The organism is Paenarthrobacter sp. Y-19 (assembly GCF_029223985.1).
Lineage (GTDB): Bacteria > Actinomycetota > Actinomycetes > Actinomycetales > Micrococcaceae > Arthrobacter > Arthrobacter nicotinovorans.
Genome location: NZ_CP119414.1, coordinates 4,346,902 through 4,364,105 on the forward strand (window position 1 = coordinate 4,346,902; position 17,204 = coordinate 4,364,105).

20 protein-coding genes and 1 tRNA gene are annotated in these 17,204 nt (G+C 63.1%); 15 read left to right on the top strand and 6 right to left on the bottom strand.

All coding sequences use genetic code 11. From position 1 onward, the window contains the following. Nucleotides 1–137: 137 nt before the first annotated feature. The 4 genes from PYR64_RS20470 to PYR64_RS20485 all read left to right on the top strand — a co-directional run bounded on the left by PYR64_RS20470 (nucleotide 138) and on the right by PYR64_RS20485 (nucleotide 3,022). Entirely contained in the window at nucleotides 138–1,220 is a 1,083-nt protein-coding gene (locus PYR64_RS20470) for a hypothetical protein (RefSeq protein ID WP_275777338.1), read from the top strand. Nucleotides 1,221–1,251: 31 nt separating this feature from the next. Continuing rightward, entirely contained in the window at nucleotides 1,252–1,464 is a 213-nt protein-coding gene (locus PYR64_RS20475; RefSeq protein WP_018780130.1) for a hypothetical protein, read from the top strand. A gap of 170 nt (nucleotides 1,465–1,634) precedes the next feature. Continuing rightward, nucleotides 1,635–2,141 carry a sigma-70 family RNA polymerase sigma factor gene (locus PYR64_RS20480; protein ID WP_275777340.1) on the top strand — a complete coding sequence of 169 codons (507 nt, stop codon included), beginning with the start codon at nucleotides 1,635–1,637 and terminating at the stop codon, nucleotides 2,139–2,141. Nucleotides 2,142–2,143: 2 nt separating this feature from the next. Further along, nucleotides 2,144–3,022 (top strand): hypothetical protein, encoded by an 879-nt coding sequence (locus PYR64_RS20485; RefSeq protein WP_275777342.1) that lies wholly within the window; start codon nucleotides 2,144–2,146, stop codon nucleotides 3,020–3,022. A 99-nt stretch (nucleotides 3,023–3,121) separates the two neighbouring features. Here the strand turns inward: PYR64_RS20485 and PYR64_RS20490 are convergent, their stop codons facing one another. Together PYR64_RS20490 and PYR64_RS20495 are read right to left on the bottom strand one after the other, a co-directional pair. Further along, nucleotides 3,122–4,138, bottom strand: a complete 1,017-nt coding sequence (locus PYR64_RS20490; protein ID WP_275777344.1) for an inorganic phosphate transporter — start codon at nucleotides 4,136–4,138, stop codon at nucleotides 3,122–3,124. 1 nt (nucleotide 4,139) lies between these two features. Then, nucleotides 4,140–4,757 carry a hypothetical protein gene (locus PYR64_RS20495; RefSeq protein ID WP_018780233.1) on the bottom strand — a complete coding sequence of 206 codons (618 nt, stop codon included), beginning with the start codon at nucleotides 4,755–4,757 and terminating at the stop codon, nucleotides 4,140–4,142. Nucleotides 4,758–4,954: 197 nt separating this feature from the next. On the opposite strand from PYR64_RS20495, the gene PYR64_RS20500 reads away from it, so the two are divergent. Continuing rightward, on the top strand, nucleotides 4,955–5,680 hold the full coding sequence (locus PYR64_RS20500; RefSeq protein WP_018780232.1) for a hypothetical protein: 726 nt from the start codon (nucleotides 4,955–4,957) through the stop codon (nucleotides 5,678–5,680). A gap of 234 nt (nucleotides 5,681–5,914) precedes the next feature. On the opposite strand, the gene PYR64_RS20505 is transcribed toward PYR64_RS20500, so the two are convergent. Further along, entirely contained in the window at nucleotides 5,915–6,574 is a 660-nt protein-coding gene (locus PYR64_RS20505) for a hypothetical protein (protein ID WP_018780231.1), read from the bottom strand. Between the two features lie 235 nt (nucleotides 6,575–6,809). Between PYR64_RS20505 and PYR64_RS20510 the strand changes: the two genes are divergently transcribed. Continuing rightward, nucleotides 6,810–6,882 (top strand) — tRNA-Lys (locus tag PYR64_RS20510). Between the two features lie 124 nt (nucleotides 6,883–7,006). On the opposite strand, the gene PYR64_RS20515 is transcribed toward PYR64_RS20510, so the two are convergent. Then, nucleotides 7,007–7,612 carry a class I SAM-dependent methyltransferase gene (locus PYR64_RS20515; RefSeq protein ID WP_189076366.1) on the bottom strand — a complete coding sequence of 202 codons (606 nt, stop codon included), beginning with the start codon at nucleotides 7,610–7,612 and terminating at the stop codon, nucleotides 7,007–7,009. 193 nt (nucleotides 7,613–7,805) lie between these two features. Between PYR64_RS20515 and PYR64_RS20520 the strand changes: the two genes are divergently transcribed. After that, nucleotides 7,806–9,329 (top strand): alpha-N-arabinofuranosidase, encoded by a 1,524-nt coding sequence (locus PYR64_RS20520; RefSeq protein WP_275777347.1) that lies wholly within the window; start codon nucleotides 7,806–7,808, stop codon nucleotides 9,327–9,329. Nucleotides 9,330–9,360: 31 nt separating this feature from the next. On the opposite strand, the gene PYR64_RS20525 is transcribed toward PYR64_RS20520, so the two are convergent. Further along, on the bottom strand, nucleotides 9,361–9,726 hold the full coding sequence (locus tag PYR64_RS20525) for a hypothetical protein (protein WP_055973688.1): 366 nt from the start codon (nucleotides 9,724–9,726) through the stop codon (nucleotides 9,361–9,363). A 181-nt stretch (nucleotides 9,727–9,907) separates the two neighbouring features. Here PYR64_RS20525 and PYR64_RS20530 point away from each other — a divergent pair, with 181 nt between their 5' ends. Both PYR64_RS20530 and PYR64_RS20535 read left to right on the top strand, forming a co-directional pair. Further along, nucleotides 9,908–10,912 carry a LacI family DNA-binding transcriptional regulator gene (locus tag PYR64_RS20530; RefSeq protein ID WP_275777349.1) on the top strand — a complete coding sequence of 335 codons (1,005 nt, stop codon included), beginning with the start codon at nucleotides 9,908–9,910 and terminating at the stop codon, nucleotides 10,910–10,912. 18 nt (nucleotides 10,913–10,930) lie between these two features. Next, on the top strand, nucleotides 10,931–12,031 hold the full coding sequence (locus tag PYR64_RS20535; protein WP_275777351.1) for a D-TA family PLP-dependent enzyme: 1,101 nt from the start codon (nucleotides 10,931–10,933) through the stop codon (nucleotides 12,029–12,031). On the opposite strand, the gene PYR64_RS20540 is transcribed toward PYR64_RS20535, so the two are convergent. Next, nucleotides 12,028–12,549 (bottom strand): flavin reductase family protein, encoded by a 522-nt coding sequence (locus PYR64_RS20540; RefSeq protein ID WP_275777353.1) that lies wholly within the window; start codon nucleotides 12,547–12,549, stop codon nucleotides 12,028–12,030. The two genes, PYR64_RS20535 and PYR64_RS20540, sit on opposite strands and share 4 nt — an antisense overlap. A gap of 196 nt (nucleotides 12,550–12,745) precedes the next feature. Here PYR64_RS20540 and PYR64_RS20545 point away from each other — a divergent pair, with 196 nt between their 5' ends. The 6 genes from PYR64_RS20545 (at nucleotide 12,746) to ureG (ending at nucleotide 17,145) form a co-directional block, all read left to right on the top strand. After that, the gene (locus PYR64_RS20545; protein ID WP_018780224.1) at nucleotides 12,746–13,048 is read left to right on the top strand and encodes an urease subunit gamma; all 303 of its coding nucleotides are present in this window, start codon (nucleotides 12,746–12,748) and stop codon (nucleotides 13,046–13,048) included. An 8-nt stretch (nucleotides 13,049–13,056) separates the two neighbouring features. Next, the gene (locus PYR64_RS20550; protein WP_018780223.1) at nucleotides 13,057–13,425 is read left to right on the top strand and encodes an urease subunit beta; all 369 of its coding nucleotides are present in this window, start codon (nucleotides 13,057–13,059) and stop codon (nucleotides 13,423–13,425) included. After that, on the top strand, nucleotides 13,422–15,152 hold the full coding sequence (gene ureC, locus PYR64_RS20555; protein WP_055973675.1) for an urease subunit alpha: 1,731 nt from the start codon (nucleotides 13,422–13,424) through the stop codon (nucleotides 15,150–15,152). Before PYR64_RS20550 ends, ureC begins: the two co-directional genes overlap by 4 nt. 7 nt (nucleotides 15,153–15,159) lie before the next feature. Continuing rightward, on the top strand, nucleotides 15,160–15,636 hold the full coding sequence (ureE, locus tag PYR64_RS20560) for an urease accessory protein UreE (RefSeq protein WP_018780221.1): 477 nt from the start codon (nucleotides 15,160–15,162) through the stop codon (nucleotides 15,634–15,636). A 198-nt stretch (nucleotides 15,637–15,834) separates the two neighbouring features. Beyond that, entirely contained in the window at nucleotides 15,835–16,506 is a 672-nt protein-coding gene (locus PYR64_RS20565) for an urease accessory protein UreF (RefSeq protein WP_275777357.1), read from the top strand. Nucleotides 16,507–16,527: 21 nt separating this feature from the next. After that, the gene (ureG, locus tag PYR64_RS20570) at nucleotides 16,528–17,145 is read left to right on the top strand and encodes an urease accessory protein UreG (RefSeq protein ID WP_275777359.1); all 618 of its coding nucleotides are present in this window, start codon (nucleotides 16,528–16,530) and stop codon (nucleotides 17,143–17,145) included. Nucleotides 17,146–17,204: the final 59 nt, after the last annotated feature.

Genomic DNA, 17,204 nt, shown 5'->3' on the forward strand with positions numbered 1-17,204 from the left:
GACCAATGAAGTACCACCGATCCCGCTTTGCCAAGTCCGCCACTCTGGCATCGCTTGCGCTGGCACTGACACTTACAGCCTGCATACCTGCAAACCCGCCGGGTATTTCCACCGCTCGGGGAGTATCAGAACGCCCTATGCCCGCCACCCAGCCTCTCGCCGCGGTTATTGATGCGATACTGCCGGCGCCTGAATCCAGCGCAACTAATCGGCTGGAAAACCCGGTCCTGCTCGAAGTGCCATCATCGGTCATGGTCCCCGCGGCCACCGTTGCACCATCCCAGGAACAGTCAGGTACCGTGCCAGCAGCGGCGCCCGTTCCTGCTGCTGCCCCACCAATCGCTACTGCCCCAGAGGCGACCGCTCCGCCAGCCGCACCACCAGCGACCGCGCCCGCCGGCCCAGCTGCGGGCGCGTGCACCCCTGACAACATCGATATCCGGCGGAACGACCAAGTCCAAGCGATTAAGCCCATCCCGGCCAATGAGCAGCAGTACTACACCGTCCTTGGGTGCGCCGAAGGCTGGCTCGCATACTCCATTTCAGATGAGGGGATCAGGGCCATCGGCCTCGACGGTGGCAACGTTTATTTCAACTTTGCCACGCTCCAAAGCAACGGCCGATACCTGACCGATTTCACACAGTTGTGGACCAGCGTCCATAACTGGGACTTTCTCGCCTATGACGTCCAAAACGGGAAATACGCAACCGTGCAAGAGGGTATGGATGCCCAGTTTGCCACTTATGGCATTCCTGTCCGACTCAGGACGCAGCTTGTCGGCCCCGGCCCCGCGACCCCAGCACCCGGTGGCCCCACCACGGGCGAATGCGCCACGGCCAACATCGATATCCGGCGGAACGACCAAGTCCAGGCGATCAAGCCGATCCCGGCCAATGAGCAGCAGTACTACACGGTCCTTGGGTGCGCCGAAGGCTGGCTCGCGTACTCCATTTCAGATGAGGGGATCAGGGCCATCGGCCTCGACGGTGGCAACGTTTATTTCAACTTTGCCACGCTCCAAAGCAACGGCCGATACCTGACCGATTTCACACAGTTGTGGACCAGCGTCCATAACTGGGAATTCCTTGCCTTTGACGTACGGGACGGAAAATACGCCACCGTGCAAGAGGCTATGGACGCCCAGTTCGCCACAAACGGCATCCCAGTCCGGTTGAGGGAACAACTTGTTGGTCCCGGCCCAGCAACCGGCGCTCCGTAACCACCTCCCCTCCAAGCACAAGAAATTAACCATGGAATTTATAGACGCCCACTCAGTGGTGATCTTCGGCGTACTGCTCGTTCATCTCATCGGCGTGATCGTCGTCGCCGTTTCGACAGTTGTCCTGGTAGCCGCGATGTTCGTCGTCGTCCCGGTCGTGCATGCCTGCAGAAGCGTGTGGTCGGCCCGTCACGCAGGCAAGCAGAGACCCAGCGGCGACGACTTGGCCGCGCAGCGGCTCTAAAGAGATACCCGGCACGCTCATTGGGGGATTTTGCCGGGTATCTCTTCATTTAAGAGGGCTACCGGAACAGATGCTTAAACTTTTTCTACGGTTATGTAAGAAACAACGATTCCCGGGACACTTAGTGGTTGACACATCACATCGCACTAGTCCGGGGGAACAGAACAAGGATGTTGGCTACCAGAGAGCAGAAACTGATTGCTCTTCACGCTGAACACTTCAGCCGCATCTACCAGTACATCGCGTACCGGATCAACGACCGCGAACGGGCCGAGGAACTGGCCAATGACGTGTTCCGAATCGTGTGGGAAAAACAACCGCCCGAGCCGCCCGGCGTCGGATGGCTGATAGCCACAGCCAGGAATGTACTGGGCAATGAGTACAAAGGCCGGAGCCGTCGCGATCAACTTATGCAGCGGCTGGCAGAAGAAGCCCGGGTCCAGGCCGTCACCACGAACGACGATGAACAGCAGGCGAGCGTGGCCGAGATCCTGTCCAAGCTCAAGGACCGCGACAGGGAAATCCTGATGCTTTCCTACTGGGATGACCTCACCACCGCAGAACTGGCCGAAAGCCTTGGATGCACGCCGTCCGCTGCCGCGGTCAGGCTCCACCGGGCCCGGAAAGCGTTCGCGAAAGCCGCACCACAACACCTCATGACAGAACGGGAAGTCTAACCATGGACCGCATCGAACAACTCATGAAAAACGCAAAACCAAACGTCCCCGAACCCGGCACCACCCCCGGTGTCCTGCCGAGCCGGTCCCATGTCTTCTCCGATGATCCCAACGTCGTTTCTCTCGCCGACCGCAAACCTCGGCGTAAAGGGTGGGCGGCCACCACAGGTGTGGTTCTCGCTGCGGCAGCTGTCATCGGGGCGGTCGTCGTAGCCGGCAACCTCGTCCCGCAATCGGCGCCGGCGCCGGCACCGGCCACTACCGACACCCCCACTGTCACGGCCACCCCTACGCCAACGCCCACCGCGTCGCCAACGGTTACCCCTTCCGCGACGGCAAGCCCCACACCGACAACCACCCCAACCGAAACCCCGGCATGGACCCCTTCTCCGACCTCGACCACGGTTATCACCCCGATCCCGGCGCCGACCACGGCACCACCAGCGACCGCGCCCGCCGGCCCAGCTGCGGGCGCGTGCACCCCTGACAACATCGATATCCGGCGGAACGACCAAGTCCAAGCGATTAAGCCGATCCCGGCCAATGAGCAGCAGTACTACACGGTCCTTGGGTGCGCCGAAGGCTGGCTCGCGTACTCCATTTCAGATGAGGGGATCAGGGCCATCGGCCTCGACGGTGGCAACGTTTATTTCAACTTTGCCACGCTCCAAAGCAACGGCCGATACCTGACCGATTTCACACAGTTGTGGACCAGCGTCCATAACTGGGACTTTCTCGCCTATGACGTCCAAAACGGGAAATACGCAACCGTGCAAGAGGGTATGGATGCCCAGTTTGCCACTTATGGCATTCCTGTCCGACTCAGGACGCAGCTTGTCGGCCCCGGCCCTACAGCCCCAACGGGAACCGGCACACCATGACCGCCTCTGATCTGGACCAAACGACCGGCATTGGGCCCGGAAACGGCAGTCTCGTACTAGCCGTTGCAAGATCCGCGTCGTTGTCCTTCCCAGTTGGGGTTACAGGCGTGTGAGCGGGGAGAGCGCAAGCTCCAGGATGAACGCAGCTATTGCGGTGACCAGTGGCGTTGCTACCCAGAACAGCAGGATCCTGCGGACCAGGCGCCGGTTGACGGTGTGGAAGCGTTGGTTGACGCCGCCGCCCAGTACCGAGGCCGTGAGTGTGTGCGTGGTGGAAAGCGGCAGCTGAAATCCGATCGCGCCGATAAACAGCATCACCGACGTCAGGGTCTGGGCCACGAATCCACGCAGCGGATCAACCCGGATGAGCTTGTGCCCCAACGTGTGGGAGATCCGCCAGCCGCCCAACAGGGTTCCCGCCGTGAGCATGACGGCGGTGAGGAGCAGGATCCACAGAGGGACGTCGTCCCCGCCCGAGAACCCGGCAGCCACGATTGCCAGAAGAATGACCGCGGCCGTTCGCTGCCCGTCCTGGAGGCCGTGGCCGAACGCAACAGCCGCACTGGAAACGGCCTGCGCACGCCGGAAGCGCCTGTTGACGACGTTCGGCTGCGTGTAGCGGGCGGCCCACGTCACCGGCCACACCAGGAGGTAAGCCGCCCCGAAGGCTATCAACGGCGACAGCACCAGGGGGAGGACCACCTGTGTGACAACGATGCCGTCCACGCCCCCGATGGAGTTTCCACCCACCAGGATGCTCGCGCTGCCCGCGCCGATCAGGCCGCCCACCAGCGAGTTCGTGGAAGACAAAGGAATGCCACGCCACCACGCATAAACTCCCCACAGTATTGATGCCGCCAAGGCTGAGGCGAGCATGGTGAGGCCGCTGGTGCCATCGGGCAGGGTGATCCAAGACTGCGTGAAGGCGAGGACGAACGTGCCGCTGAGCATGGCGCCCACGAAGTTGAAGACGGCAGCCAGGAGCACGGCGATGGACGGCGTGAGGGCCCGGGTCCGGGTGGAAAGCGCGACGGCGTTGGAGACATCCCGGAAGCCGTTGAGGAATGCGAACCCGGCAGCCAAGGCAACTACCAGGACCAAGGCGGCGATGATCACGTCATGATTCCTTGACGATGATGCTGCCTACCTGCGTGGCGACCTTCCGCATGTCTTTGGTCACTTCCACCAACTGGTTGGCGATGTCCCGGTGCCGCGCGTACTGCGCGGACTTCATGTCCTTGAGCATCTCGGCCACCCAGATCCGATGGGTGCGTTCTGCACGCTTGGTGAGCCGGAGGATTTCAATCCAGTAGTCCTCGAGTTCATCAAGGTCCTCGAGCTTCCGCATTGCGTCCACCGTCAGCTCGGCCTGCCGGCTGATGATCTCCAGCTGGTCGGCGGCGCGTTTGGGGAGCCGGTCCAGCTTGTAGATCGCGACGAGGTCGCCGGCGGCATCCAGCTTCTCCATGGCCTCGTTGAGGTGGCGCGACAAGGTGTACATGTCCTCGCGCGGGAGGGGGTTCACGAAACTGGTGCGCATGTGCGTCAGGAGTGCGAAGTGCAGGTCCAGGGATTTCGACTCATGCTCGTGCAGTTCCTCGGCAAGGCGGTCGTGCTCGCCGGCGGGGGCGCCGAGAATCTCGGACAGGGTTCCGGTGGCTGCCACGATGACGCCGGCCATCTGTGCGAGCAGTACGAGCCCGGCAGGTTCCTGGGGGAAAAGGCGCAGCTTCATGTCGCTTCCGGGCTGGGGACGGGTGGGCGCAGGCCGCTTGACTTGACGCGACCCGTTTCGCTCCCAACTTTACCGGTCCGGCGGCGAGCTGCGGGATGCGCGCGGGAACGTTGCGGGAAGTTGTCCCCATCGCGAGGTGCTGCACATCCATGCAACACTTGGCAAGACAAATATTTAATCCAATCAATGGGGGAATTATGCGTTTCAACAATGTTGTGAAGATCACCGGCTTGGCGGCTGCCGGGATGCTCGCCTTGAGTGCCTGTGGACCCGCTGCGTCGAGCCCGACGCCGGCTGGCTCCGAATCGTCGTCCTCGTCGTCGTCCGCTTCGCCTTCAGCGTCGTCGTCGTCCTCTGCTTCTTCTGCTGCCTCCGAAGGCACTTCCTCGGGAGACTATAAGGTTGCCGCCTGGGCGCTTCCCATCTCGGACGCCGGCGAGAAGCTGGGCAGCATGAAGGGTGACAGCTTCTCCGTGGATGTCTTCCAGGTGGCCACGGACGTCGCATCCAAGGACAGCATGTTCGTGGACAAGGAAACCAAGGAGAACCTGCTGAAGAAGGGCGCTCCGATTGTTTACGTGAACTACGTGGTCACCAACACCTCTTCGGCGGATATCCCCCTGAGCCACTCGCTGGTGACGCCTTCTGCGAAGTACACGGACTGGAAGTACCTTGGCGGCATGCCGTCCGATTCCAGCAGCGACGGTTTCAAGAAGCACGGCCTCACCAGCTCAGGCATCAAGCTGAAGGAAAAGGACCCGTTCGTGCTGAAGCCGGGTGAGTCGTTCAACATCGCCGAGAACTTCGCCTACACCGCAGGCAAGGAAACCGAGATCAAGGCCACCATGACGCCGCAGGACGCGGCCGGCGACCTGGATCACGACAAGAAGGAAACCGCCGAAACTACGGTCACTTTGAAGTAGTTCCTGCCGCGTTTGCCCGGGCCCGTTTCAGGACGGGCCCGGGCAAACTGCGTTCGGGCATAAAAATGGTGCCGAACCGGATACGCCTCTCGGCGGTAGGCCGCTCGAAGCGGCTATAAGTTGAAGCCCGGGGGTTTCGCGGTTCGACACCAGTTTTAGTTTTCCCCGTCTGGCTGGCTAAGTCAACATTGACAGTCCGGGCCGGGCGTGGGTACGTTTCGCCCTTCTGCTGCGTTAGTCCAGCTCTCCAAGCCGCCACGCGTTTGCGGCATGTTCGAGGTCTTCCGCGGTTTTCACCAGCTGGTGGGAGTTTCGGGTGAGTTTGCTCGCGTGGCCCTCATTGGTGTGTTCGGCGCCGTCGGCAAGTGTCGCCTGGCCGAGTGCCACCACACGGCAGAACGCAGCCGAACGTTCCAGCGCGACGTCGAACTCGCCGTCGAAGGCGCCCGACAAAATCGCGTCAGCCATGGTCTTCATCTCGTCGGCTCCCGGCGGCTCAGCCGCCCCTGCCACCACGTTCGAAACCTGCGCGGTATCGCGCCCGGCGCGGAAGTACACGGAGATGCGCTCCGGGTTCTGGATGGTTGCGGCGCGGAGGGCATACAGCCGCCAGAGGGCGCCCGGCAGGCTTCGGGCAGGGCTTTCAGCCCACATCTCGGCGATGGCTTCGAGGCCTTGCTCATCGGCCAGCTTCACCAGCCTGCGGGTGACTTTGGGGTCGTCGCTGTCGCGGCCGCGCTTCACCAGCGCCTGGGCAGCCAAGTGCGCTGCCTCGGAAACGCGTGCCGGGTCTGCCCCACCGGCGAACGGTTCGAAATCGATGGGGGCGAAGGGCTTGGGCTTGTGGTGCCTGTTTGCTCCGCCGTACGCACGTGATCCTGGCTGTTCGCTCATGAGTTCACCGTACTCCTGTGCTCTGGTGGGGTCGAGTAACGGTTCCTTGGGCCGTTGTTGCCGGGGCGGGCCTTCGCTACCCGCTTCGCCGCCGCCCTGAGACGGACACGCCGCAGCTGCCGCGCGTCGTCGTCGACTTCCCGCACAAAGAAGGTGACGACGCCGCAGCGCGCCTTCGGTTCCATACCTGCCTTGACCTTGGGGTACAGTATTTATGGCTGTTTCAACAGCTGGAGGGCCTTTAGCTCAGTTGGTAGAGCATCGGACTTTTAATCCGTGGGTCGTGGGTTCGATCCCCACAGGGCCCACCCTCCAAAACAGGCCGGAGACGCTGAGTCTCCGGCCTGTTTTTTGTTGTCCGGCCACGGACTGGCGGTCTTGGCCCTATCTCCCGCCGCACAGCCGTGAACGGCGCAAAGGTCAGCGTGGGCGTCAGGATTTCGCCCGCCGAGCAACGATGGCGGCATGCGGACGGACTCCGGGGTCTGCGCGGGAGTGTGTGCTGGTCACGGTAAAGCCCGCATCCTGGAGCCGGGCGGCCATCTCCTCCACGGGCCAAAAATAGGCGGGCGTCACGGCATGCGGGAAGACCTTCAGGGTGACTCCCTCGAAGAATCCCAGCAGGAGACCGCCGTTGGGCCTGAGGCATCGGGCAAATTCGTCCAGGACCGCGCCGATGTCTTCAGGGGGAGTATGAATCACCGAGTACCAGGCGAGGATCCCGGCGAGTGACTGCTCCGGCGTCGGCAGATCCTTGAGGTCGCCCAGTGTGAAGGGGATGTCCGGGTAGCGCTGCCGGGCGGTCTCGATGAACTCAGGCACCAGGTCCACACCCTTGGCATCCACGCCAATCGAGTGCATGAAGTGCGTCCACTGGCCTGGGCCGCAGCCGGCGTCGATAACTTTCCCGTCGAGGCTGCCGGCCCAGTCCTGGACAAGCGCGCGATCGTCGGTGTTGGTGCTGCTGATGGACCCGAACAGCGAGGTGTACTCGGCCGCGCGGGCGGAATAGGCGGACGCGGTGATCCCGGATGACATGGACTCCAGCCTAGGCCGCTCCCCAACCCGCTCGGCGTGAATTCCCGCCGCAAAACGGCGTGCCACCGTAGCAAGCGCCGCGCAAAGCAAAGAAAGTCCTTGACTCGTCATCGATACACCGACAGCATGGTTCTATAACGTTGTAAATTGACTCGTAAGCCCCCGAACAACCCAGCAGACAAGGACCCATGCCTTGGGAGACCAGAACAACACCGCCAAAATCACCATCGACCCCGCATTTGTCATCGGTCCGGTCCGGAGAAAAACCTTTGGGGCCTTCGTCGAGCACCTGGGCCGCTGCGTCTACACAGGAATCTTCGAACCGGAGCACCCGCAGGCTGACGAGGACGGATTCCGTACCGACGTCCTGGAGCTCACCAGGGAACTCGGCGTCTCCACCGTCCGCTACCCCGGAGGGAATTTCGTTTCGGGCTACCGCTGGGAGGACGGGGTGGGTCCCAAGGAAGACCGCCCCACCCGCCTGGATCTCGCCTGGCACTCCAGCGACCCCAACCTGGTGGGCGTGGACGAGTTCGCCAAATGGTCCGAAAAGGCCGGGGTCGAGCCCATGATGGCAGTGAACCTGGGCACCAGGGGAACGCAGGAAGCCCTGGACCTGCTGGAATACTCCAACATCAAGGGCGGTACGGCCCTGTCCGAACAGCGCAAGGCCAATGGCGCCGTCGAGCCCCACAACATCAACATGTGGTGCTTGGGCAACGAGATGGATGGTTTCTGGCAGATCGGCCACAAAACGGCCGCAGAGTACGCCCGGGTTGCGGCTGAAACAGCCCGGGCCATGCGCATGGTGAACCCGGACCTGGAGCTGGTGGCGTGTGGAAGTTCCGGCCCGGACCTCCCCACATTCGGCGAATGGGAGCGTGTGGTCCTCAACGAAACCTACGAACTCGTGGACCTGATCTCAGCTCACCAGTACTTCGAGGACTTCGGCGATCTGCAGGAACACCTGACCGCCGGGCACAGGATGGAGGCCTTCATCAAGGACCTGGTGTCCCACATCGACCACGTGAAATCTGCAACGAAATCCGGCAAGCAGGTCAACATTTCCTTCGACGAGTGGAACGTCTGGCACATGTCCCGGGACGAATCCAAGGCACCCACCGGTGATGAATGGCCGGTCGCCCCGGTACTGCTGGAGGACCGCTACACAGTGGCGGACGCCGTGGTGGTGGGTGACCTCCTGATAACGCTGCTTCGCAACACGGACCGCGTCCATTCAGCCAGCCTTGCTCAACTGGTCAACGTGATCGCGCCCATCATGACCGAGCCCGGTGGCCGTGCCTGGAAGCAGACAACGTTCCACCCGTTCGCACTCACGTCGCAGCATGCCTCGGGCGATGTGCTGAACCTCGCCGTCGAATCGCCGCAGCTGGGCAGCGAAAAAACGCCCGCCTTCAGTGCGTTGTCAGCGGTGGCAACACATGACGCCGATGCCAAGGAGGCCGTCGTCTTCGCCGTGAACCGTTCGGCGACTGACGCGCTGACCCTGGACGCCGCCGTCGGAAACCTCAACGCGCAGAAGGTTACCGAGGCCATCACGTACACGAACAAGGACCCGTACTGGCAGGCGACGGCGGACGATTCGACGTCGGTCCTGCCGTCCGAAAACGTCAGCGTCAAGCTCGACGGCGGCCGCCTCACCGCCGGGCTTCCGCCCGTGAGCTGGACCATGATCAGGCTGTCCCTGGAGTCCTAGGACACCACGGGGCGTCCGGAACAGCGGGAAACTATGCGATCTGCTGCGTACCGTCGTGGAACATGGGGTACGCGGAAATGGGTGTGACGGTGGCTGGTTCCGGTGCCTGCGCTGCGGGCTCCGGAGCCGGCTCGTCGACGGTCACGATCTCCATGGACTCCATGTCCAGCAGCCGCCGGCTTCCGGTGTGGTCATTGAGCCAGAAGAGGTCCGTTCCTGCCACTGTCTTGACCACGGTGCCCCGGTGGTAGAGCCGTCCGTTGTGCCATGCCTCGACGTAGCTGCCCGGGCTCAACGGGTGCGGGTCCTCCTGGCTGCCCGGCATGGTCCCGAATGCCTGCGCCAGGCTTGCCTGTGTCTTCAGGGCCTGGAACAAGTCCCTGTTTGCGATGCTCATGTCTGCTCCCCTCGGCTGTCGCCTTCCATTCGCCCCAGCATTGCGCATGTTTGTTGCAGGGGCGTTGCAAGGGGATGAGCGATGTGTGACGGAACAAGAGGCATTGCACTCGTGGTCGGTCAAAGCCCGGAAGCCGCTCCATCTGCAACGATGTATGAAAACGCAACGAAGGAGCCCCTGCATGGCCGTCACCATGAACGACGTCGCACGCGCCGCCGGAGTCTCGTTGAAGACGGTCTCCAACGTCATCAACAACTACGAGTTCATCCGCCCTGCCACCAAGCAACGCGTCCTTGATGCGATCGAGGAACTCGGCTACGAAACCAACCTCACAGCCCGCAGCCTTCGGTCCGGCAAGACCAGCATGCTCGGCCTGGTCCTGGCAGACCTCTCCATCCCGTACTACGCGGAACTGGCATCGGACATCATGAAGGCGGCGTGGGCCCGCGGTTACCGGGTGCTGGTGGAGCAGTCCGGCAACGAGGCAGAACACGAGAAGGCGGCACTCCAAGGGCAGTTCCGCAGCCTCACCGACGGCCTCCTGTTCATCCCGCTCGCGCTCGACGCAGAGCAGATCATCGCCGCTGCCGGCAAGAAGCCGTTGGTCCTCCTGGGCGAATTCGTGCAGGACCCGCGCCTGGACATGGTCCTCATCCGGAACTACGAGGCTGCCGCGGCAGTGACCACGCACCTGTTGGCGGGCGGTCGCCGTCGGATAGCTGTCCTGGGCGCCGACGACGGCGACACAACCGGCAGTGCCGGCCTGCGCCTCAGCGGCTACAAGGCTGCGCTCGCTGACGCCGGGGTGGAGTACGACCCCGCCTTGGTGGTGCGGTGCGAGTGGCGGCGGGACGGGGGCGCTGAGGCGGTGGCGAAGCTCTTGGACGAGGGCGCGGAATTCGACGCCGTTTTCGGCCTCAACGACGCCATTGCTTTGGGAGCGCTCCACGAACTCCTGCTTCGCGGCCGGAAAGTTCCCGGGGAGATTGCCGTAGCCGGTTTCGATGACATCGAGGAGGCCCGGTTTGCCTCGCCGTCGCTGACAACGGTGGCGCCCGGTCGTACGGAAATCGCGGAGCGCGCCGTCGAACTTCTGATCGAGCGGATCGAAAGCAACCTGGCCGCTCCCGCCGTGCAGCAGCCGGAGGCGGCGTTCGAGCTGCGGGTCAGGCAGTCCGCGCCGTAGGCCGTTAGTGTTTGAGGAATGAACGTCATTCCCGCTGAAGTCGTCACCCCTGCCGTCATGATCGATGCCGACATCCTTGACCGGAATATCCAGCGGATGGCTGCCGCCATGCTCAGCAGAGGACTCAACCTCCGCCCGCACGTGAAGACGCACAAGACGTTGCAAATCGCGCGCAAGCAGCTTGCGGCGGGCGCCATCGGAATCACGGTGGCGACTATCGGCGAGGCCGAAGTCTTCGCGGCGGATGGAGTCAAGGACATCTTCATCGCCTACCCCCTCTGGGTCGAAGCCTCCCACGCGGACCGTCTTCGGGCCCTGACGGCCACATGCCGCCTTTCTGTCGGCGTCGATTCAGCGGAAAGCGCGACGGCGATGGGGCGCCACCTCGGAGTCGATGCGGCGAGCGTGGAGGTGCTGATTGAAGTGGACAGCGGACACCATCGCAGCGGCGTGCTGCCTGACGAAGTGGTGGATGTTGCCAAGGCCGCGGCTGCAGCCGGACTGAGCGTTCAGGGCGTCTTCACCTTCCCCGGACACAGCTACAAGCCGGGCATGCCGACCGGCGCGGCAAGCAACGAGAATGAGGCGCTCGGCCTGGCCGCGACGGCCCTGACGTCCGCAGGTTTCGAAGTGACCACCATCAGCGGCGGCTCCACGCCCACTGCATTGATTGACGGTGAAACTGTGGCGACCGAGCTTCGTCCAGGTGTCTACGTTTTCGGCGACGCCCAGCAACTGGAACTCGAACGGTGCGCCTGGGAGGACATCTCCCTGACCGTGGCAGCAACTGTGGTCAGCCGCCACGAGGCAGCCGGCGGAAATGTGCGCCGGGTTGTGGTGGACGCGGGCAGCAAGGTCCTGGGCAGTGACCGTCCGGACTGGGCCACCGGATACGGCCGGCTCCCGGAGTACCCCGAGGCCAAGGTAACCGCACTGTCCGAGCACCACGCCACGGTCGTTTGGCCGGACTCGGCAGATCTTCCGGCTCTGGGTACGAGGCTCAGGGTGATTCCGAACCACGTGTGCCTGGCGATGAACCTCGTGGACGAGGTCACGGTGGTGCGCGATGGGTCCGTCGTGGAGACGTGGACCGTGGCGGCGCGGGGGCGCAACAACTAGCCCATGGCCTGCGCGGTCTCGAGCAGCGTGTGGAACTCGCGGTTGTGGTAAACCAACGGGGCTGAGGCGCCGGGGTTCGCCCTGATGTCCAGGACCGTCGCGGCCAGGAGCACAGAGCCTCCCAGCGGTGCCCGGTGGATTATGTCGCAGCGCAGCGCCCACTGGGCTTCCCGGAGGATGGGCTCGCCGGTAGGCAGCAATTCCCAGTCCATGTCCTGTGTGAAGCGAGGGGCTGCGGGGTCTGCGAACGTGCGCGCCAGTTCCAACTGGCCGGCACCCACAAGGTGCACCACGATTGACTGCGCGGCCGCGATAACCGACGCCGACCGGCCGCCGGTGACTGAGAACGCGAGCGTTGGCGGATCCACCGCGACGGATGCCACCGAAGACGCCGTGAGCCCTACCGCGCCCTCGGGACCGGAGGCAGTGACGATCGCGACTCCCGCCGGGTGCGCGCGGAACGCGGACCTGAAGAGCTCGCCGACGGCCGGGGACGGCAGGGGATTGTGGTGGGTCATGGCTATACCTTTGGTGGAACTTGCTCGGAATGACGCCGCTGGGCGCACAGTATCCGATGCTAGAACCTCAACAATAGTTGAGGTCAACTCGGGCCTATTCGACCCCCGCCTGAGACGGATTGGAAACGTGCCTGAAACTTCCGCTCCCTACGCTGGTCACATCAGTCCCAGCTGTGCCCAGCCACAAGGAGATGCCGTGCACCTTTTGCCCCGTGAGCAGGAAAAACTCATGATCGTGGTGGCCGCCGACCTTGCACGGCGCCGACAAGGCCGAGGGCTCAAGCTGAACTACCCCGAAGCTGTGGCTGTCATCAGCTATGAGCTCATTGAGGGCGCCCGCGACGGCAAAACCGTGGCCGAACTCATGAGCTACGGAACCACCCTCCTCAGCCGGGACGACGTAATGGAAGGCGTGCCGGAGATGATCCATGACGTCCAGATCGAAGCCACCTTCCCTGACGGCACCAAGCTCGTCACCGTCCACAACCCCATCCGTTAGGAGCCCCCATGATCCCCGGTGAATACAGGCTCCAGCCAGGTTCCATCGCCTGCAACAGCGGCCGTGAGGCGATCGCCGTCGAGGTAGTGAACCGCGGCGACCGGCCGGTGCAGATCGGTTCGCACTATCACTTCGCCGAAGCGAACCGCGCCTTGGAATTCGACCGCGACGCCGCGTACGGCCGCCGCCTGGACATCCCGGCGGGCACCGCCGCGCGTTTCGAACCCGGGGACAGGAAAACGGTCCGGCTGATTGAACTCGCCGGGTCACGCGAAGTGTTCGGCCTCAGCAACGCAGTCAACGGAAAGCTCGACGGCGGCACTGACGTTGCCGGTGAACCCCGCCCGGGCGTCGCAGCGGAAAGGGACCACCAGTGAGCTTCGAGATTTCCCGCAAGCAATACTCCGAACTGTACGGACCCACCACCGGGGATGCCATCCGTCTGGCGGACACCGAACTGTTCCTTGAGATCGAGAAGGACCACACGGTCCACGGCGAAGAAGTAGTGTTCGGCGGTGGAAAAGTAATCCGCGACGGCATGGGCCAAAACGGCCAACTGACCCGCGTCGAAGACATCCCTGACACCGTGATCACCAACGTGGTGGTCCTGGATTACACCGGGATCTACAAAGCCGACGTCGCGCTCAAAGACGGGCATATTTTCAAGATCGGCAAGGCCGGGAACCCGCAGATCACTGACGGCGTGGACATCGTGATCGGCGCCAGCACGGAGATCATCGCCGGCGAACGGAAGATCCTCACAGCCGGCGGCATCGACACCCACATCCACTTCATCTCCCCGGAACAGGTCCCTGCGGCCCTGTGCAACGGCATCACCACGATGGTCGGCGGCGGCACGGGTCCCGCCGAAGGAACCAAAGCCACCACCATCACCCCCGGAGCCTGGCACATCTCGCGGATGCTCCAGGCCGCCGAAGGGCTCCCCGTCAACATCGGCCTGTTCGGCAAGGGCCACGCGTCCGCCGTCGAGCCCCTCGCAGAGCAGATCCGGGCAGGTGCCGTAGGACTGAAAGTCCACGAGGACTGGGGCTCCACCACCTCATCCATTGACATGTCGCTGCGCGTCGCCGACGAATACGACATCCAGGTGGCCATCCACACCGACACCCTCAACGAGTGCGGCTTCGTCGAAGACACCATTCGGGCGATCGACGGCCGGGTCATCCACACCTTCCACACCGAAGGCGCAGGCGGCGGCCACGCCCCGGACATCATCAAAATCGCCGGGCTGCCCAACGTTCTTCCCGCCTCCACCAACCCCACGCTGCCGTACACGCGCAACACCATCGAAGAGCACTTGGACATGCTCATGGTCTGCCACCACCTCAACCCGGACATTCCCGAAGACGTGGCCTTCGCCGACTCCCGGATCCGGGCCGAAACCATCGCCGCCGAAGACGTCCTGCACGACCTCGGCATCTTCGCCATCACGTCATCGGACTCCCAGGCCATGGGCCGGGTAGGCGAAGTAGTGACGCGCACCTGGCAGGTAGCCGACGCCATGAAACGGCAACGGGGAGTGCTGACGGATCCAACCGGGACCACCCACGGCTCCGCCGGCTCCGACAACTTCCGTCTCAAACGCTACGTCGCCAAATACACCATCAACGCGGCCATCGCCCAAGGAATGGCAGACGTGATCGGTTCCGTGGAAGAAGGCAAATTCGCGGACCTCGTCCTCTGGGACCCCGCGTTCTTCGGCGTGAAACCCGAACTCGTCATCAAAGGCGGCCAGATCGCCTACGCGCTGATGGGAGACTCCAACGCCTCCATCCCCACGCCCCAACCCCGTACCATGCGGCCCATGTTCGCCACCTACGGGAAGGCGCTCCAGCAAACGTCCATCACCTTCCTGTCCCAGGCAGCCATCGACGCCGGAGTGCCCGCCGAACTCGGCCTCGAACGCATCATCAAGCCCGTGTCCGGCATCCGCAACCTCACCAAAGCGGACCTGAAATACAACGGCGAAACCCCGGACATCGCCGTCGACCCCGAAACCTACAAAGTGACGGTCGACGGCGAAGAAGTCACCTCCCAGCCCTCCGACGTCCTGCCCATGGCGCAGCGCTACTTCCTCTTCTAGGAGCCCGATGATCATCGAACAAATTCTGGGCAACGTCCACGAACAGCCCGCAGGCAGTTATGCGGGCAGGCACACGGAAAAAGTGGTCCTCCCCAGCAGCCTCCTCGTCAAAAGGATCCAACGGGTCACCACCGACCACGGCAAGGAACTCGGCATCCGTCTGCCCAGCGGCTCCGGCGACCTCCGCGACGGCGACATCCTGGCAGTCGACGACCACAACGTCATCGTCATCTCCGTGCTGCCAACGGACGTCCTGGTGATAGCGCCAAGGAGCATCCACGAAATGGGCGTGGTTGCGCACTCGCTCGGCAACCGGCATCTGCAGGCGCAATTCTTTGATGCCGCATCCGAATATGAAGCCGAAGTCATGGTGTGCCAGTACGACCACACCGTAGAGGACTATCTGAAGAGCGTCGGCGTCCCCTACGACAGGCAAGAGCGGGTCATGCCGGTGCCCTTCCGCCATGCTGAGCACTCGCACTAAAGTCATGCGCCCCGGCAGGTTGGGTGCGTGCGCTTTCGCTTCGCTGGGAAGGGGGCCGTGCCCGTCCCCAGCCGCTCCCAACCTTCGCAAGCTCAGGTCGGGGCCCTCGCGGCAGTGGGCCCCCCGCGTGGCCCGCCACGCCGCGGCCCCCTTCCCAGCTCCGCTCCAGCGCACAGTTCGCACCGCCGGGGGTGCGCTTTGAGCGCGACATATCAGCTGGCTCTCCAACAGTTGACCGACTCGGCTTTGCCGACGGGCGCTTTTGCTCATTCTTTGGGGTTTGAGAGCTATATCGAGCGGGGGCTTGTGGGGGATGAGGTCACTTTCGGTACTTGGTTGAGCGCATTTGTGGGGCAGCAGTTGGTTTATTCGGATGGGTTGGCTCTGCGTTTCCTTTATGAGGGGGTGGATGTTGGCCTGTTGGATTCTGTTCTTACCGGGCAGCTGTTGGCTCGGGAGGTTCGGGAGGCTTCTTTGAAGATGGGCGGACGGTTGCTTGAGATTGGCGGGGAGGTGTTTCCGTCAGGGGAGTTGGAGGCTTATCGGGGGCTCGTTCGTGAGGGCGGCGCCATGGGGCATCAGCCTTTGGCTTTTGGGGTTATTGCGCGGTCGCTCGGCGTTCCTTTTGAAGCGGCGCTTTCCGCTTATTTGTTTGCCACGGTTACTTCGTTGACGCAGAACGCCGTGCGCGCCATACCGCTTGGGCAGAACGCCGGGCAGCGGGTACTTCGCCAAGCACACGACGCCGTTGCTGCCGCCGGCCGGGATGTAGCACAGCTGTGCTGGGACGACTTTGGGGCAGTCAGCCCCGGACTGGAAATTTCACAAATGCGGCACGAACGGCAACGCGCCCGCATGTTCATGAGCTAGTTAGTGCAAAGGACAGAACACATGACTGAACCCATCAAGATCGGAATCGGCGGACCCGTCGGAGCAGGCAAGACACAGCTCGTGGAACGCATCACCCGCCACATGAGCCGAGACATCTCCATGGCCGCCATCACCAACGACATCTACACCATCGAAGACGCCAAAATCCTCGCCGCCAACGGCATCCTCCCCGAGGACCGGATCATCGGCGTCGAAACCGGCGGTTGCCCTCACACCGCCATTCGCGAAGACACCTCCATGAACACTGCGGCCATCGAAGAACTCAAAGCCCGGCACCCGGAGCTCCAAGTCATCTTCGTCGAATCCGGCGGCGACAACCTCTCCGCCACCTTCAGCCCCGAACTCGTCGACTTCTCCATCTACATCATCGACGTCGCGCAAGGCGAAAAGATCCCGCGCAAAGCCGGACAAGGCATGATCAAGTCCGACCTCTTCATCATCAACAAAACGGACCTGGCACCCCACGTCGGAGCAGACCTCTCCGTCATGGAGCGCGACTCCAAGGAATTCCGTGGCAACAAACCGTTCTGCTTCACGAACCTCAAGACGGATGAAGGACTCGAGGAAGTCCTGAACTGGATCCGACGCGATGTCCTGATGCTTGACTTGGCCCAATGAACCGATGCGAGTTGGCGGTTAAGTCACCTTGGGCGGCGCCCGCGGATGAAGGGGGCCGT

Excerpts from the sequence above, each read along its gene's own strand:
- PYR64_RS20470 (WP_275777338.1), top strand. The coding sequence starts at position 138 with ATGCCCGCCACCCAGCCTCTCGCCGCGGTTATTGATGCGATACTGCCG.
- PYR64_RS20475 (WP_018780130.1), top strand. The coding sequence starts at position 1,252 with ATGGAATTTATAGACGCCCACTCAGTGGTGATCTTCGGCGTACTGCTC.
- PYR64_RS20480 (WP_275777340.1), top strand. The coding sequence starts at position 1,635 with ATGTTGGCTACCAGAGAGCAGAAACTGATTGCTCTTCACGCTGAACAC.
- PYR64_RS20485 (WP_275777342.1), top strand. The coding sequence starts at position 2,144 with ATGGACCGCATCGAACAACTCATGAAAAACGCAAAACCAAACGTCCCC.
- PYR64_RS20495 (WP_018780233.1), bottom strand. The coding sequence starts at position 4,757 with ATGAAGCTGCGCCTTTTCCCCCAGGAACCTGCCGGGCTCGTACTGCTC.
- PYR64_RS20500 (WP_018780232.1), top strand. The coding sequence starts at position 4,955 with ATGCGTTTCAACAATGTTGTGAAGATCACCGGCTTGGCGGCTGCCGGG.
- PYR64_RS20505 (WP_018780231.1), bottom strand. The coding sequence starts at position 6,574 with ATGAGCGAACAGCCAGGATCACGTGCGTACGGCGGAGCAAACAGGCAC.
- PYR64_RS20515 (WP_189076366.1), bottom strand. The coding sequence starts at position 7,612 with ATGTCATCCGGGATCACCGCGTCCGCCTATTCCGCCCGCGCGGCCGAG.
- PYR64_RS20525 (WP_055973688.1), bottom strand. The coding sequence starts at position 9,726 with ATGAGCATCGCAAACAGGGACTTGTTCCAGGCCCTGAAGACACAGGCA.
- PYR64_RS20530 (WP_275777349.1), top strand. The coding sequence starts at position 9,908 with ATGGCCGTCACCATGAACGACGTCGCACGCGCCGCCGGAGTCTCGTTG.
- PYR64_RS20535 (WP_275777351.1), top strand. The coding sequence starts at position 10,931 with ATGAACGTCATTCCCGCTGAAGTCGTCACCCCTGCCGTCATGATCGAT.
- PYR64_RS20540 (WP_275777353.1), bottom strand. The coding sequence starts at position 12,549 with ATGACCCACCACAATCCCCTGCCGTCCCCGGCCGTCGGCGAGCTCTTC.
- PYR64_RS20550 (WP_018780223.1), top strand. The coding sequence starts at position 13,057 with ATGATCCCCGGTGAATACAGGCTCCAGCCAGGTTCCATCGCCTGCAAC.
- ureE (WP_018780221.1), top strand. The coding sequence starts at position 15,160 with ATGATCATCGAACAAATTCTGGGCAACGTCCACGAACAGCCCGCAGGC.
- ureG (WP_275777359.1), top strand. The coding sequence starts at position 16,528 with ATGACTGAACCCATCAAGATCGGAATCGGCGGACCCGTCGGAGCAGGC.